Annotated in this window: 13 protein-coding genes; all 13 read right to left on the reverse strand. The window is 34.6% G+C overall.

The genetic code is table 11. The annotated features are described in order from the left end of the window. Positions 1 to 3,380 (reverse strand): cytidyltransferase (locus ENO17_10350; protein HER25433.1); only part of this gene is annotated, 3,380 nt, incomplete at its 3' end. A 411-nt stretch (positions 3,381 to 3,791) separates the two neighbouring features. After that, positions 3,792 to 4,979, reverse strand: coding sequence for a beta-aspartyl-peptidase (locus tag ENO17_10355; protein ID HER25434.1), 1,188 nt, complete (start codon positions 4,977 to 4,979; stop codon positions 3,792 to 3,794). Positions 4,980 to 5,058: 79 nt separating this feature from the next. Beyond that, complete coding sequence (locus ENO17_10360) at positions 5,059 to 5,958, reverse strand: ABC transporter permease (GenBank protein ID HER25435.1); 900 nt, start codon at positions 5,956 to 5,958, stop codon at positions 5,059 to 5,061. A 3-nt stretch (positions 5,959 to 5,961) separates the two neighbouring features. Continuing rightward, positions 5,962 to 6,930, reverse strand: coding sequence for an ABC transporter permease (locus ENO17_10365; GenBank protein HER25436.1), 969 nt, complete (start codon positions 6,928 to 6,930; stop codon positions 5,962 to 5,964). Between the two features lie 80 nt (positions 6,931 to 7,010). Then, positions 7,011 to 8,558 carry an ABC transporter substrate-binding protein gene (locus ENO17_10370; GenBank protein ID HER25437.1) on the reverse strand — a complete coding sequence of 516 codons (1,548 nt, stop codon included), beginning with the start codon at positions 8,556 to 8,558 and terminating at the stop codon, positions 7,011 to 7,013. Between the two features lie 671 nt (positions 8,559 to 9,229). Then, the gene (locus tag ENO17_10375) at positions 9,230 to 9,451 is read right to left on the reverse strand and encodes a NifU family protein (GenBank protein HER25438.1); all 222 of its coding nucleotides are present in this window, start codon (positions 9,449 to 9,451) and stop codon (positions 9,230 to 9,232) included. 189 nt (positions 9,452 to 9,640) lie between these two features. Beyond that, positions 9,641 to 10,390: a sugar ABC transporter ATP-binding protein gene (locus ENO17_10380; GenBank protein HER25439.1), complete on the reverse strand. Its 750-nt coding sequence runs from the start codon at positions 10,388 to 10,390 to the stop codon at positions 9,641 to 9,643. Positions 10,391 to 10,403: 13 nt separating this feature from the next. Further along, positions 10,404 to 11,480, reverse strand: a complete 1,077-nt coding sequence (locus ENO17_10385) for an ABC transporter permease (protein HER25440.1) — start codon at positions 11,478 to 11,480, stop codon at positions 10,404 to 10,406. Continuing rightward, complete coding sequence (locus tag ENO17_10390; protein ID HER25441.1) at positions 11,477 to 12,535, reverse strand: ABC transporter permease; 1,059 nt, start codon at positions 12,533 to 12,535, stop codon at positions 11,477 to 11,479. Before ENO17_10390 ends, ENO17_10385 begins: the two co-directional genes overlap by 4 nt. A gap of 153 nt (positions 12,536 to 12,688) precedes the next feature. Then, positions 12,689 to 13,657: a hypothetical protein gene (locus ENO17_10395; GenBank protein ID HER25442.1), complete on the reverse strand. Its 969-nt coding sequence runs from the start codon at positions 13,655 to 13,657 to the stop codon at positions 12,689 to 12,691. A 216-nt stretch (positions 13,658 to 13,873) separates the two neighbouring features. Beyond that, positions 13,874 to 15,025 carry an ROK family transcriptional regulator gene (locus tag ENO17_10400; protein ID HER25443.1) on the reverse strand — a complete coding sequence of 384 codons (1,152 nt, stop codon included), beginning with the start codon at positions 15,023 to 15,025 and terminating at the stop codon, positions 13,874 to 13,876. A 244-nt stretch (positions 15,026 to 15,269) separates the two neighbouring features. Beyond that, the gene (locus ENO17_10405) at positions 15,270 to 15,806 is read right to left on the reverse strand and encodes a D-lyxose/D-mannose family sugar isomerase (GenBank protein ID HER25444.1); all 537 of its coding nucleotides are present in this window, start codon (positions 15,804 to 15,806) and stop codon (positions 15,270 to 15,272) included. 46 nt (positions 15,807 to 15,852) lie between these two features. Next, the gene (locus ENO17_10410; protein ID HER25445.1) at positions 15,853 to 17,004 is read right to left on the reverse strand and encodes a carbohydrate kinase family protein; all 1,152 of its coding nucleotides are present in this window, start codon (positions 17,002 to 17,004) and stop codon (positions 15,853 to 15,855) included. Positions 17,005 to 17,133: the final 129 nt, after the last annotated feature.

Below are 17,133 nucleotides of genomic sequence, written 5' to 3' on the forward strand. Positions count from 1 at the left end.
CTTTTATACTGTGGTTCTCTTTGATATAAACTGTTTTCATAAATATATTTCTGTGCCAAAGGGTCGATAAGTCTGGAAATTTCTCTATTTTCATCGATATTATTTCTGATTTGAGTAGAACTTATTTCTTCGTAAGAGGGAGTAAGATTAAGTCTTATCGTCTCTCCTTTTATTTCTTTAAGGGCTTCTTGAATCCTTTCTTCTTTCTTTTCTGCAAATTGCAGGCTCTTTCTATCAAAAATAATATGAGAAAAAGTATGTATGGAATTTTTCCTCTTACTTTTTTGGTAAGCAGAAGCGTTCAATATAACATCACTGCCCACCATAAAGTAAACCTCGGAAAAGGGGAAATTTTCACGTAAAGCCTTTAAATCTTCCGGATTAGCAATATTAACCGGTAAATCTTCAGGATATAAATAGACATTAAGTTCATCGGCAATGGAAATATTGATAATCTTCTTTCTAAAAAGGTGCGGCTGAGTCCTTTTAGACCAGGAAAATTCATCAACTGCTAAAAATATTTCAAATCCAAGCGCTTCTATAGCTTTAACAATCTCCTTGTGACTTAAAGAAAAGGGATCAAAAGCTCCGGGGAAGAAAGCTATTTTTCCCAGAACTTCAAGTTTTATGTTACCTTTAAAAAAATTATAATCAGATATAAATTTATACATATAATTGAGTCCGGTACAATTAATTAAGAACATCAGACCTTCTTTGGTTACGGGAGTTAATAGAGTAAGTATTTTTTTGGCAATAAGCTGAAATATATGATTTTTTTCTTCTAAGCTAATATGTTTTGAGCCAAATATTTCCTTACCTATAACCCTAAAAGCAGCCTGTTTAACTTTTAAATTATAGTGTACAAAACCATTTAAAAGGATCCCTACCATCTTGCTAAGCCTGTTTTCGAATAATTTTTCTTCTTCTGAAAATCTTTCTCGGTACTTGGGATAATTAGCAATAGCGATACCCACAGTCCTAAGCATTAGTGAGCTTAATTTAGGATCTGATTGTTTGATTTTATCAATTAGATCATCCACAAGTTCCTCAAGCTCGTTCGGTGTAAGATAGAGTATAAGTTGACCCAGATAGTAGGGAATATACTTGGTAAATTGATAATCTTCCATTTCTAAAGCCCGTAATAATTCAATGGCTATATCGTTTCTCTGTTGAAAAGATAAGGAAGGCATTAAATTTACCAGAGCTTTACCAGCTAAATTTCTAATATCTTCTATACCGCTGACTTTTAAAATATTGCAAAAATGTAAAGCGGTATAGATTTCTTCTTGTTGGCTTTTTAAGGTATATTCAAATAACAGCTCTATTTGGATTTTTTTAATTATACCGCTGGTTGAAGTTTTAAGATTACTGAGAAATATATGTTGTATCTTTGCTAAATCTCTTTGGTAAAATTCGGTATATCTTTTTACCATATCTTCATCCAGTTTCAACAATTCGGCAATTTTCATATTCAGATAATTTTCAGCGGGAAGCTCCGAGGCATTAATGTTATTCACAAATATTCTTTTTAATTTATTTATAAATTTTAATTTTTTATCAGCTTTAGTTATTAAATCGTGTACAACTTCCAAAGCGGTTAGTCTAAGATTGTGATTTTCTTTCTTTAACATTTTTATAATATAATCAAATAAAGCTTTCATTAATTTTTCGTCTGAGCAGGTGGATATATATTTAGCGGTTTTTATTAAACAGAGCTGTCTTTCTTCATCGGCATATTGGTCTTTTTTATAGTGTTTTAAAACACTTTTTCTATAATTGCTTACCTGATAATTATTACGGTAGTTAGAAAAAAGAGAGGAAATCATATCTTCGGTGCAATTAATAATTCGAGATTGATGAAGCGCAGTCTTTTTATGGTCTGGTTTTAAAAAATATTTTAAATATCTTTCCAGTAAATTAACACTGGTAATGGCTGGAGGCTTTAGTGAAACATCCCGAGGAATCTCTTTGCGGTAATCTTCGTCAAAGGTGGCAATCAACAAGCCTATAAGTTTTGCACTTCTTCTTCTTATTTCATCTTCCGGATGAGTTAATTGTTCGTAGCAAAATCTGAGGGTAATCATTTTTTGTTTTTGAGTCAAGTAGGTGGAATATTCATTAAATATCTGTAAATATTCCTGGAGATTATTCCAATCTTTTTCACTTCGAGCTAATTCTAAAAGTGAATTAAGAGAAGTTTCATCTCGAAGTTCGTGCATTAAATCTATATTATGTTCTATAGAAAGAAATTTGATATTTTGGATAATTTCCTGGCCATGCATGAGCGGATAATACAATTTTCTATCTTGCTTGGATGAAGTTATCTCTCTACCTTCTACCTCTACGCTTACCCCTAAATTTATCATATAATCTTCAAAGTCTTTTAATTTATCATATACCCGGCAATATCTTTTTCTTTTTTCCTCATCGACATTATCCAGTTTCTCTAAAATTACCTGAAAAGAATCTTTTAGATTATAGATTTTCATCTCTTCTTTTTGACCGTTATTCGCGTTTTTTACCCGAAAATCAGCATAAATTAAAATGAGCGATTCCAAAGGTAGATTTTCTAATTCCAAATCCCAAACAGAATGATTAACTGCAATGTGTCCGATATAAGGAATATTATGTTTTTCAAACCACATATCAGTATAGTAATAGTGTAAATAAGGAGTCCTTTCTACCTCGACATTCTTGCATCCATACTTTCCAATATCATGTCCTACCGCTGCCCCAGAAATCCTCCCTAAATCCACCGGGAGACCTAAATTATATAATTGTCTGCCGATAAATAAGGCAATCCAGTTAACCCCGCATATATGATCAAGAGTATTAAATTTTAGAACTTCCTGGCTTAATTTCATCATTTCATAGATATATTCGTTATTAAATGCTTTTAGAAATCTTTTATATTCAGCAGGATTCTCCAACTTAGTTTTTTCTTCGGAAGTTAAAAAATCTAAGGAATATTTTCCTTGAAAAGTAAGATCGCTACAAGACTTTTGGAACTTCGAAATGACTCTCAAAAATTCCAGGTACAGCAAGAAAGTATTTCGGCAATTATCGGAAATATCTTTAAGAGACAAATCTACTGTATCAGGGAAAGATTTAGAGAGGGCAAATTGAAATACCCGGTACAGATAATGAGATGATTGATGTTTTTTATCTATATCTCTAAAGATAGGCTGAGTTAAAAGATATACTGCCTGACAGCTATAATCTTTCTTTTTTACCATAGATGATAATTGTTTTAGAAATAGAGGATCTTCAATATATTCTCGAACTAGCTCTTTATCTAAAGAAATGTCATCTAATATTTGGGCATGCAAAATCTTTTTGGATATTTTATTATATAATTCGTTAACCAAGGAGTTATTCATTTATTACCATCCTAAAAAATTTTTATAAATTAACATCCTTCCTTATTTCAGGTTTATTAAGCAAAACTACTAATTGAAAGGCAATTAATCATTTATCTGTGAGTGCATACTTCTTTATCTTTTCTTTTCCTTCCTTAACTTTGCTCTCGATAGTATGGTTTTATATTATAGAAAAATAATGAATCTCTGCTTATGATAATTTCCTTTATGATTTATTTTATTATAACTGAAAATTATCCTATTTTACAATTAAATAAAATATTTACTTCCACGAGGATATCAAAGAATTGCGGATTTGGTTCTTTGGTTCCAGAGGAGGAGTGGTCAGAATAAGGGATCAGGGAGGGATATAATTTTTTTTACAATTTACTCTTTATTTTATTTAAAAAATGATTTTTTTGTTTTTCTATTTTAGTTATTTTCAAATGTTCCAAATTGTATGATATTTCCATTTTTCATCATTATTTTACCTTTGGCAACAACAGATTTTATCTGAAGTGTGTCTTTATCCAATATCACAATATCTGCATCTTTGCCTTCTTTTATTTCTCCTTTTTGCTCTAGTTTTAGGTGTTTAGCAATATTTGTAGAAGTTACCCTTACTGCATCTGATACAGACATCTTTTCTTTTTTTATTATATCTATAAATTCTTTATATAAACAAGAAACTGAAGCGACAGCCATATCAGTCAATTCCTTCTTTTCATTCCACTTGGGCATACTTCCGTTTCCATCAGTACTCATAGTAATTCTTTCGATAGAAATTCCATTTTCAGACAATCTTTTAACGGCTTTGCTTGCTTTTATTGTTTTGCTTGATTTATACTCTACCGAATCTACGGTAGTTAAATCTATATACCCGCCTATTTTGCCAAACTCTACGGCACTTTTAAATAAATCTTCATTTCTATTTAAATGGGTTGGCGCGAATTGCTCTATCGGGATTTCTGTATTTTCTGCGATCTCAAATAATGGATTTAACCCCATCTTTTCGCTTCCCATATGAATATGCACAATACCTACTTTTCCTGCTAACATCCCTCCAACTCTTGTCTCAGATGCCACCTTTTTTAATTCTTCCAGGGTAGGATGAGAAGATCTATGGTCCGATAAGGCAATTTTCACACCGATTATTTTATCTATCAAGATTATATCAGACAATATCTCTCCGGTAATTGTGGGCGAGGGGTATTGATAAGCCCCACTATATATCCAGGTACTTATACCTTCATTTTCCAATCCTCTCGCTTTCATTAAAAGAGCATTCAATGATCTCGCAAAACCATCCGTGCCCAATAATCCTATTACCGAAGTTATACCTGTTTTAATCAGTTCACTTAATTGAATGGGTGGTGTACGATATTGCGGACCACCCTCCCCTCCAGCGCCATTAATATGGACATGTTGATCTATAAAACCAGGAATAATGATACATTTTGAAGCATCGATTATTTTTATATTTTTGTCCAATAACTTAACAGTTGACTCTGAAATTTTTCGGTCAATTAAAAATATTTTGTCATTTGCTACAAGTAGGTCTTTATTTCCATTATATTCAGGTGAATATATCTCTCCTCTATTTATTAATATAAAACTCATTTCACTCTCCATATATTTTTTGTTTTCTCACAAAAAATATTTTACACTTTTCTAATCAAAAAGGAATAAATTCTAACCATTATTTGCTCACTTCGCTTTTCATAATTTTGGGATTAATTTCTTCCCTTAACCAATCTGCCAATAAATTAATACCAAATACTATCAATACCAATGCTGCTCCAGGAAAAACAACGAGCCACCACTTACCGGCATAGATATAATTTTTCCCTGTAGATATCATCATACCAAGAGATGGTTTATTTATCGGAACTCCTACACCAAGAAAACTTAATGTAGCCTCCAGCATAACCGCTGCTCCAAAATCGACAGCTGCAATGATTAATATAGGCGGTATAGCATTAAGAAGAATATACTTGAACATTATCCTAAAATCACTAGCTCCCACAGCCCTGGCAGCGCTAATATAGTCTTCTTCTTTTACACCAAGAACCGATCCTCTCATGGTTCTTGCATATCTTACCCAATCAGTGATAATTATCGCCAAGATAACTGTACCGATACCATGATTTTTTAGAACGCCTAAAAATAACATAGCTATCAGCGTTGTAGAAAATGAAAATATAGCATCTGCTAATCGCATGGTTACAGCTTCCAATAGACCTCTATAAAATCCTGCCAAAAGACCAACGGTCATACCTATTATTCCGGCGATAATAACCACGCTAAAACCAACAGCAAATGATGTTCGGCAACCATAAAGTATGGTACTCAATATATCTCTTCCTTGATCATCGGTGCCTAAAAGAAAGGGAGCTTTTCCGCCTTCCATCCAAATAGGCGGTTTTAGAGAATCCTCTAAATAAAGACCTTTCATATCATAAGGATCTTGTGGAGCAATTATAGGAGCAAAAATAGCCGCAATTAACATAATGACAAGAATTAAAGAACCTGTTACTGCTGATACGTCTTTAATAAAATGATAAAATCTTTTTGATTTAAACACTGTAATCATAACCATTTCCTATTCATATCTTATTTTAGGATTAATATAGGCATAGAGAATGTCCACAACAAGGTTGACAAAGAGAATAAGAATAGAAGTAATCATTACGTAGGCTACTATAACCGGATGATCTGTTTCGTATACTGCTGTTAGTAATAAATTTCCTGCCCCCGGCCATTGGAATATACTCTCTGTTACTATTGAAAAGGCTATTAATTCCCCAAATTGCAGACCAGCCATGGTTATTACCGGTATCAGCGCATTTCTCAGAGCGTGTTTAAATATTACCATGTTTGCGGTTAAACCCTTTGCCCAAGCTGTTCTTATATAATCTTCCCTTAATACCTCTAACATCCCTCCTCTGGTTAAGCGGAGAAGTACCGCAAGTTGATACAGACCTAAGGTAATGGCTGGGAGAATTAAATGTCGAATCCCCCCTATGGTAAAAAAGCCCGTTCTCCAACTTCCTGCTATTTTTATTACTTCACCCCGTCCAAAGGTAGGCAAGAATCTCAGGGTAACTGCAAAAATCATGATAAGTAATATTCCAATTAAAAAGGTAGGAAGTGAAATTCCCAAAAGTGATCCGGCCATAATTATTCGATTGATAAAATATCGTGGATTTAATGATACCAATACCCCGAGACAAATTCCGAATAGAAGAGCTATAAGCATGGCACTCATGGCCAGTTCAATGCTTGCTGGCAACCTTTCCAGGATAAGTCCAAGGACAGGAGTTTGAGCAACATAAGATAATCCGAAATCACCATGTAGAGCATTTTTCAAAAAAACAAAATATTGAATATAAAAAGGTTTGTCCAAACCCATTTTAGTTCTAACTTCCTCTTGTTGTGCTTGTGTGGCATATCGTCCTGCCAAGGTCAGCACAGGGTCTCCAAAAAATTGGAAGATCATAAAGCACACAAGCGAAACAGCCAGAAGGACTATAACTCCTTGCGTTAATCTGGTAAAAATACATTTTGCCATAATAAGATAAAAAATGGTTGAGGCTAAAGTTAGTTAAATTGATTTAGATTTATCTGCCTCAACCATTATTTTCCTTTCTATTACTTAAGTGACATTTCTTTAAAAAGTATCCAGGTATCTGCTCGAGGTGTAAACTCTATGCCTCGCCCTTTGTAAATAGCGTACGAATCTTCTTGATAGTGAAGAGGAATAACGGCTGTCTTTTCTTCCATTGCAACTCTGTTCAATAGTCTTAACTTATCAGCCCTTACTGCAGGATCGACTATCATCTCAGTTTCTTCCAGAAGTTGATCTAAGGTCGCATCACTATAGCTAGAACCATTCAAACCGCCGTAACCTTTTTCAACATCAACACTATGTACTAGTTTGGTAAAAGAACGACCAAAATCGTAAGTTCCATCAAACCACCCTATCAGATAGAAATCTAATATATGTTCGTCTACTTCCGGGAAAAATATAGCTTTTGGTTTGGTATCCAGTTCTACTTCAATTCCCACTTTAGAAAGTTGTTTTGCTACAGCTTCGCATATCTGTGCATCCCGTACATATCTATCATTAGGTCCAGTAAGTTTTATCTTGAAACCATCTGCATATCCTGCCTCAGCAAGCAATAATTTTGCTCTTTCAGGATCATAAGCGGGATGTTGAAGTGAAGCATCATAACCAACAGTTGGTGGATCTGGTATCTGAGCAGCTGGAAATGCATGTCCAAACATGACCTTTTCAATGATCTCATCTTCATCAATGGCCAGATACATTGCTCTTCGTACTCTAATATCACTAGCCGGAAAGCCCGGTTCATTTCTAAGCCCTAAATATATGGCTCTTCTTGCTGGAATAGTTATTAATTCGATATTAGCATTGCTCGCCGCGGTTTCAAAAAGTTCAACAGGAACATCTTGTAAAATATCCACTTGACCGGTTACAATAGCAGCCAAACGGGTAGATGGTTCGGTAATCGGAGTAATTTCAGCATTCTTAATCAATGGAGCTCCACCCCAGTAATTTTCGTTGGCAGTTAATTTAAGGTAGGATCCCTTTATCCATTCAACAAATTTATAGGGACCAGTTCCTATCGGATTCTGTCCTATCTCTCCAATAGAACGGGACTCAGTAGATTCCTTGTCCATAATAAATACCTGATGGAGGTTGTCTGCAAAGTAAGGAACCGATGTTGTTGTCTTTATATCTATAGTCCATGGATCACCATTAACTGTTTCTACCGATTTTATTACCCCTCCAAAGGCTAAGAATTCAGATACTGGATAGGGTTCTTTTAACCTATTATAGGTATATTGAACATCCTCCCAGGTAAAATCATTACCGTTATGAAACTTTACTCCCTGTCTTAAGGTAAATCGCCAGGTTAATTCATCTAATCTCTTCCACGAAGTAGCTAATCCGGGGATAAGTTTCCCTTCAACATCTCTGTAGAGAAGGCCTTCAAATATATTAGCCATCACCCCAAGGTTAGCATCGGAATCTGATCCATGAGGATTCATGGTTTGTGGGGGTGAACCCACTGCAACATTTATACTATCTTTTTCCGCAGCAATTCCAGTGGTAAGAATGGTCGTAAGTAATCCAAAAATTAAAAGTAAAACAATAATGCAGGTTAACTTTTTCATTTTTTACTCCTTTTGTTATTTTTATCTTATTTATAAGTAATTGATTTACATAACTATAGGTTTAAATCAAATTACAATAGAACAATAGGATATTTTTTTTACACCTCCCCCTTTTTTTAATATAGAATCATGTTTGTAATATTTTAACCATGGCATCACCCCTTAATATTGATATCTAAATATTTGACTCTTCACTTATGCCTTACAGGCTTGCCAAAAATAATTCTTGTTTCTATTTTGATTATTTAGCACAACGAGCATTTATACAAAAAGGGGGGGGACAAGAAATATTCTTAAAATTTTTTCTTGCACCGTCTTTTATAAGACAAATTTTTATAAACAAGTAATTAGCTTCTTATCATTGTGTTAAAAAATATTTTGTAACGAATTTTTCTTCTGAAAGTTAAAACACATTTTGGCTCTTGATTCTTTGGCAATTCTGCTATTAAAATAATAAACTTGATGCTTTAATAAAATAATACATTTATTTAGAATTAAAATCAATATTTCAAAACCATTTTTAGGGGATTATTAAATTTTCGCTATTATAAATAATCCGTAATAATCTTTATACAGCTTTCATTATGCTATTTCGAAATATTCTTCATTATTTAAAAAAATTTGGAACTTTAAAACAAGGCGAAAGATGCATGGTTTCCTAGAGATTTTATTTATACAGCCACAACTTCTTTTACTTCGGGAACTTTTTCTTTTAATGCTCTACCAATCCCCATCTGTAAGGTCATTTGTCTCATTGGACACCCACTGCAAGCACCGGTTAATTTTACTTTCACTACACCCTCTGTGGTTATTTCTATCAATTCAACATCGCCGCCATCTGCCTGAAGAGATGGTCTTATCTTCTCTAAAGCCGCTTCTACTCTTTCTTTCATTTCTTCCTCCTAAATATTGCTTGCTGATTACCTCAATCAATATAATTACAAATCTGATATTCTCCTTGTAAAATAAAATTAATATATTTTCTGTGCTGGTCTATAATAAAAATATAGTTTTGAGTATATAGTAAGCAGAAATAAAAGTCAAAGAAAAGACAAAAAAGTGGATTTGAGGGGATCTTTCACCTAGTCCCCGGGCAAGGAACCTACAATTAAACCAACAACTTCATCGGCATTGGTTTTTTTTGTGATCCTTTCTGCTACTTTTTTAGCTCTACGCATAATTATCAACCTGGTAGCAACAGAAAATACATCATGAAGCTGATGACTGATAATAATAATAGATACTCCTTGAGAACTTAAAGTTTTCACCAGATTTAAGACTTTTTTCTGCTCAGCCACCCCCAAAGCGGCGGTAGGTTCATCCATAATTAATAATTTAGCATTCCAGTAAATAGAGCGCGATATGGCCACTGCCTGTCTTTGCCCTCCGGAAAGATTCCTTATCTTATTCTTCAAAGAGGGAATCTCGATTTCTAATCGATTTAATACTTTTTTAGATTCGTCGTGCATATATTCATGATCCAGTACATCTACCAGACCTAAAAATTTCCTTAACTTTTCTCGGCCTAAAAAGATATTAGAATAGACATTCATATTTTCGGCTAAAGCCAAATCTTGATAAATAGTTTCTATCCCGATTTTTAATGCTTCCATGGTATTGCTAATTCTTATTCTTCGGCTCTCAAAAAATATCTGACCTGCTTCGGCATGATGCACTCCAGAAATTACTTTAATCAAGGTAGACTTTCCTGCTCCGTTATCGCCCAAAATACCTACTACTTCTCCTGGGTAAATTTGCATACTGACATCATCTACCGCAGTTAAACCACCAAACCGTTTGGTAATATTTTGTACTTCCAATAAAGGTTCCATTATGACCTCCTTGTTAAATCTCTCCTTCTTTTTGAATTAATTCTGGAGAAAATTGGTCGATTAATACCGCAAAAATAAGTATACATCCAACGGCGATATGCAAATTATAAGTAGGAACACTTAAATTAACTAAACCAATTTCCAAGGCACCGATAATTATAGCACCGAAAATCGTGCCTATTACTGTTCCCCTACCTCCACTCAAGCTAGCCCCACCGATCACCACTGCCACTACCGCATCTATTAAACGAGCACTACCAGCTGGGGCTCGGCCGGTAATAAATTGTAATACATACATAACTCCAGCAAGAGAGGCAAAAAACGAAGATATCATATATACTTTAATCAAGTGAATTTTTACATTCACTCCTGCTCTCTCTGCTGCATTTATATTTCCACCAATAGCATAAGTGTGCTGACCAAATTTAGTCTTGGCCAATATAAAAGCAAAAATAGCAATAAAAATAAAAGTAATTAATGTAACATTAGGAATAATTGATATTAAATTTTTTAATTCTTCCCGACTAATGCTTTCCGGTTTGCTTAGAAAGGTAAATATTTTCCCAGGTAACCAGTAAAATAAGTAGCCATGTCCCAGTGAACCTAAAGAGGTAGGCAAATTATGAATAGGTACATTCTTACAGATAATTTCGGCAAATCCGTAAGCAATTCCATACATTCCAAAAGTTGCAATAAAGGAAGGCACTTTTAATTTTGCTACCAAAAAACCATTGATAAATCCCGGAACTAATCCCAATAAAAGAGCAGCTAATATACCTATGGTTATGGCTAAAAGTTGGCTAAATCCTACTGCCTCTAAATTCACCATTATTTTCGCGCATACTACCGAGCTGAATCCAACCATAAAACCAACCGATAAATCAATGCCGCCAGTAATAATAACAAAAGTTTCTCCGGTAGCTAACAGAAGAACCGTTGTGGAAGATAGTAGAATATCTTGTATATTTTTTAAACTAAAATAATTGGTTCCCACTATACTAAAAAAAACTACTTCACCCACCAAAAATATATAAATCCACTTTCTTAGAATGCCAATCCCTATTTTTTTGGGTTCATCAAAATTTATCATTCTCTATACACCAACTCCGGAAAGAATTGATCAATTAAAACAGCGATAATTAAAATACACCCGGTGGCAATATATCGATAAAAAATGGGTAATCCCATCATCATCAAACCATTATTTAAAGTGCCGATCAATAATACACCAACAACCGTACCCCAAATCGTTCCTTTGCCACCGGTAAGACTTGCCCCACCTATTACTACTGCTGCGATAGCAAAAAGCTCATAGCTAGAAGTATATTGAGTATGAACACCCATATTTAGCTTAAAAACGAGCAATACACCGGCGGTTGCTGCAAAAAATGAAGATATGGTATAAATCTTGATCAAATGTAAGGGGACATTTATCCCTGCTCTTATAGCGGCATCTAATTTTCCACCAATCACGTAAGTATGTTGCCCAAATTTAGTTCGGGATAGAATAAATGCAAAAATAATCATTATAAAGGTAATTAATAAGATTGGTAAGGGAATAATTTTCAGTAATTTTAATATATCCGCCCTTTCGGTTAGCTCGGGTTTTATAAAAAAGGAAAAATTTTTATGGGGGGAAAAATAAGCGATGTACGCATTGCCAATGCCTCTTACTTGTAAAGGTAAGAAACCAATGGGAAAACCATCGCAAAGCCTCCAGGCTAATCCGTTACTAATTCCCCACATCCCCAGAGTGGCAATAAAGGGCGGTACTCTTAATTTAGCTACCAAATATCCATTGATAATTCCCGGAATTATTCCCAATAAAAGCCCGGCAAATGAACCCGCTATAATAGAAATAAACGGGGAATATCCTGCTACGTTCAAATCTCTCATAATAATTGCTGAACTTACACATACAAAGCCCATAACAAAACCAATTGAAAGGTCAATACCTCCACTGATAACCACAAAGGTCTCTCCGATAGCCAATAGCAGCAGAGAACTTATTCCAAGAAGAATGTTATTAAAGTTATTCAGGTTGAGAAAATTTTCTCCCAGGAAGCTAAATAATATCAACATCATTACCAGAAAAAGAAATGACCAATTTTTACCGAAAAAACCTAGTGCTTTGCTTTGACTAATTTTATCTAAATTTAATAAAGAGTCACGATTCAATTCAGCCATAATCATACCTTTTTAATTAGGATAGAGATATTAAATTTAATGACAGGGAGTAAAATAATCCTCCCTGTCATTAAATTTTACCCTATAATATATCTATATTTTAATAATATTTTACTTGTAAATATATTTTTGTGCATCGGGGTCATTGACATTTTCCTGGGTGAAAACAAAGAAACCTGGAATGACTTTCTTGGGGATTTCTGCTCCTTCAGTAAGATGTTTGAAACCCCATTCTACACACAAAGATCCCATTTCTCCGGGCATTTGAGCCAAAATCAAATCTAATTCTTTTCTTTTTAAAGCTTCAATCAAGATTTCCGTTGCATCCCATGTGGCAATTTTAACCGCTCCTTCCAAACCAGCATTTACCACAGCTTGATATGCACCTTGTGCACTGAATACATTTACTCCAAATACTCCGCCTAAATCCGGATTTTTCTGCAAAGCTGCACTAACCTGGGCGACCGCTGTTTCCTGTACATCAAGGCAATATTCCACTCCGACTAACTCTATATCAGGGAATATCTTTATCCCTGCCCGGAAACCCAATTCTCTATTGATTACACTCGATGTATCAGGGTTAGTATTTTCCAAAAATACTTTCCCTTTACCCCCTAACATGAGCGCCAATTGTCCGGCAACTACCTGGCCTCCCAAGAAATTATCTGTCCCTATATAAGAAAGAGGGAAATTATAATTACTTGGTTTAGTATAATCTCCATCTCCAAGATAAGTATCGACGGTAATAATCGGAATTCCACTATCATGAATTTCCTTTAAAACGGGGATTAAGGCTTCTGTGGAAGTTGGAGCAGTAAAGAGTAAATCAATATCGCCTCTGGCAGCCAAAGCTTTCAAAATCGGTACTTGATATTCAGGTCCCCATGCTTTAGGGTATTCTCCTACAATTAATTCTACTCCTAATTCTGCTGCTTTTGCTTTGGCTCCTTTTTCCATAGTAAAATAGAAAGGATCAGCAATACCAGGCATAAAGGCGAATTTCAGGGCAGCTACACCGGTCATAGATACAACAGATAACACTAAACAAACTAACAATATACTAACAATAAACTTTTTCATTTTTTTTCACTCCTTAATTAATAATAAACTTACTTTCTTTAATTAACTTTAAAAACAAGATAGTAAATTATTAACTATTTTTTTCTCTTTTAATTTCACCTCCTTGAGTTTTGTCTTCTTCACTCGATGCTGAGATAGTTCGACCAACTTCTTCTTGCTTTATCCGGATATAAGAAATGCTTTTAAACTCTTAGTTTTGTGGATCTTACACTTTTCTTAAATTTCTGAACTCTTTTTTTCCAACCAACGAACAGTAGCGTAAATTCCCGCTCCACTTGGTACCGCATTATGTGATATACTGGAAAATTTAATATTCACTGTTTGTTCTCCAAATAAATATTGAGATACAATTTTTCTAATCGGTTTAATTAGAGGTTCCCCCAAAACAACCATTTTTCCTCCAATAAATACGGTCTGCGGACCGATCATATGAATAGCATTCACAATTGCAGAGCCTATCCAGGTGGCTATTTTTTCCACAATTGAATGTGCAATCTGATTATCTTCTTGAAGTAATTCAGTCATATTTTCCAAACTTTTTACCGACAAACCCTGAGAATTAGCCATATATAGCAAGACATCTACTCCGGCAATATCTTCTAGAAACTGAAATTGTTCTCCCTCATAGCACAAAAAATGCCCGATTTCTCCCACGAAATCATAAGTTCCCTGGTAAAGTTCATCCTTAATGATAACTCCGGCTCCTATGCCTTCATTGATGAGTATATAGATAAAATTATGTATCTTCCTTCCACTTCCCAGCCACTTCTCTGCTAAAGCACATACGTTAGCATCATTTTCTATCCAGACTGGTATTCCGTATTCCTTTTGTACTATACTTCCTAAAGGAACATCTTTCCAACCTTTAAGTTTTGGTGGTTGTTTTACTAAACCACTTTGGGCATCCAAAGGTCCAGGTACTCCAATCCCAATTGCTCCAATGTTGATCTCTTTTTTTTTCGCGTATTCCATTGTTTTATTAATGCTAATGAATAAGCTATCAATGATTCCTTCCGGTCCAAACCTGGTATAATCTTCTCCGATATGGGAAGTAATAATATTCATTTGAGCATCCATCAATAATGCTTCCACTCTTTGTCTGCTAAGATGTATCCCGATGGAATAAACAGCCTCCGCCCTGATATGGAGAGGAATGGGAGATTTTCCGATATTTCCGGTAAAAATTTGATTTGACTCTTCAACAATAGAAGAATCTTTAAATCCTTTAATGATAGCAGAAACCGTAGTTTTGGTTAAGCCGGTTATCCGGGATAATTCTACCCGCGAGATACCATCCTCTCTCAACAGAAGATGAAGCAATGTAATGGTGTTTTTTATTCGTGTATCTTCCGGTTTCAGAACTAACATAACTACTCCTTGTTTTAGTTAGTAAACTATACTTACTAAATATTTTATTTTAATTACCCTGGTTTGTCAATGATATTTTTAAATTTTTTTATCAGCTAAATTTAACTTATTCGATCCGACAATTATAAAAAACCTACAGAAATATATTCGGAAATTGTTCTAATTTGCTTACTCGATAATGTTTTTGGTCCGGTTATAAAATATCTTCTTATCACAAACTCCAAAATCTTAAAAATAGTAAAAGTCAATTATTCGAACTTCTTTTGATACGGTGATCCGTAAAAATATCGCTTAGGTCATCACTTTCAGAAGAAAATTCAGACACAACCGCACCTTCCTCCCCGGCTTGAAACCAATGGAGAGTGTTTTTATCAATAGTGTATTGATCCCCGGGCAGTAAAATAATTTCATGGTATACGGAATAGTATTGCTCATTTTCGGCAGGAGGACGAGCCTTCGGATTCACAGTTTTCTCCCCTTCAACATTGAGATATATTTTGCCATATCTACAACGAAAGGTTTCCATTTTCCCTTGCTTACCATGATGATCAGGATGGCGATGCTCGGGACAGGTCTGATGAGGAAATAAAACCATCTCTTTCGCACAATACCTCGAGTTATTGACATACACTACTAAAACAATCCCGGTTCTTTTAAAATCACCTAAACCAAGATCGGTAATTTCCATATTTTCCTTCTCCGGCATAGAAAGAATAATGCCGGCTTCTTTAAAATATTTCAGAGCTTTTTCCTTTATTTTTTCTTTTTCAGCTTCTTTCATTTTTATTCCTTCCTTATTCTCAATCATTTTTTAACATCTAAAATAATTACAAAATATGATCTTGGGGACCCTTCCATATCCTATAACTATTATCATATTTCCAGTTTTCTGTTGGCATAGAAAGTGAAAGTCGTTCCCATCCCGAGACGACTCTCTTTACAATTTCAGGCATAGGTCGAATCCCTCCGGTTGCATCAACCGCTTCTACACAATAAGCACCTACGGCGGTAGCAAAAGTAATACACTTTTCTGGCCCTTCCCCATTAATAAGGTGAGCTAAAAATCCCGCAATAGTCGCATCCCCGGTTCCGGTAGTACCTTTAACCTCTGTGGCAAAACAAGGTGACAAAAGCTGACGATAATTCCACTGTTTAGGATTAACTATACTTAATAAACTACTTTTTTCTATCTGATTTGTTCTCAAATATAGACCCTGGTCTCCTAACTTTATGGATACTAGCTTTGCACCGTAGTTAATTAATTGCCCAGCTAATTTATCTAATAATGAAAGATTAATTCTTTCTTTCTTTTCAGAAATATTGTAAAATTTCTTGGGATTAAGCATATATAGCAGTTCATCAATACTGGGCATAACCATATCTGTCCAAGGCAAAACATTTTGAAAAAATTTATTCCAATCTATTTTCCCGGCAGGAGATTCTGGATCCGGCATTGCCATATCCAAACTGGTAATCATGTTCATCTTTTTAATTCTTTTAAAGATTTTTACCAGCTCTTTTCCCTCATCTTCATAAAATTTCTGCATTAAAGGAGGATAACCAAAATGGAATAAGCGACCATTTTTTATTTTTTCATAAGGAATATCCTTCGCCTTAAAAGTATGATTTGGTCCGGGATAATGTAAAAAGACCCGATCGCTATTCGGTGGATTTAAAACAATAGTATACGAAGAAACCTCATCCTTGCTAATAATCATGTTTTTCACCATAGTTTTGTTTTCTTTCTGTAAAATCTCCAAAATAATTTCTCCCAAGGTATCTGATCCAATTTTTCCCAGTAAAGTCGTACTAACGCCTAATTTGTTAAGAGTTAATCCCGTATTTGCAACAGCTCCCCCAGTGGATAATTTTAACCCCGACATTTCTATAATATGTCCCGGAACAATCTTTTTTATGCTCCCAGTTTTCCAGCCCGGAATTATGTCTAAACAAATATGGCCGGCAACGATTACATCCATAAAATTCTCCTATTAGAATAATAATAAATATTTTTTATAAATTTAGACTCCCTTTACTAACTCTTTCATAACTTTTGCTTCCTCATCCTGATAACTGGATAAATGAGCAATATTCCTTAATATATATTC

It is taken from the genome of Candidatus Atribacteria bacterium, from assembly GCA_011056645.1.
Classification (GTDB): Bacteria; Atribacterota; Phoenicimicrobiia; order Phoenicimicrobiales; family Phoenicimicrobiaceae; genus Sediminicultor; species Sediminicultor quartus.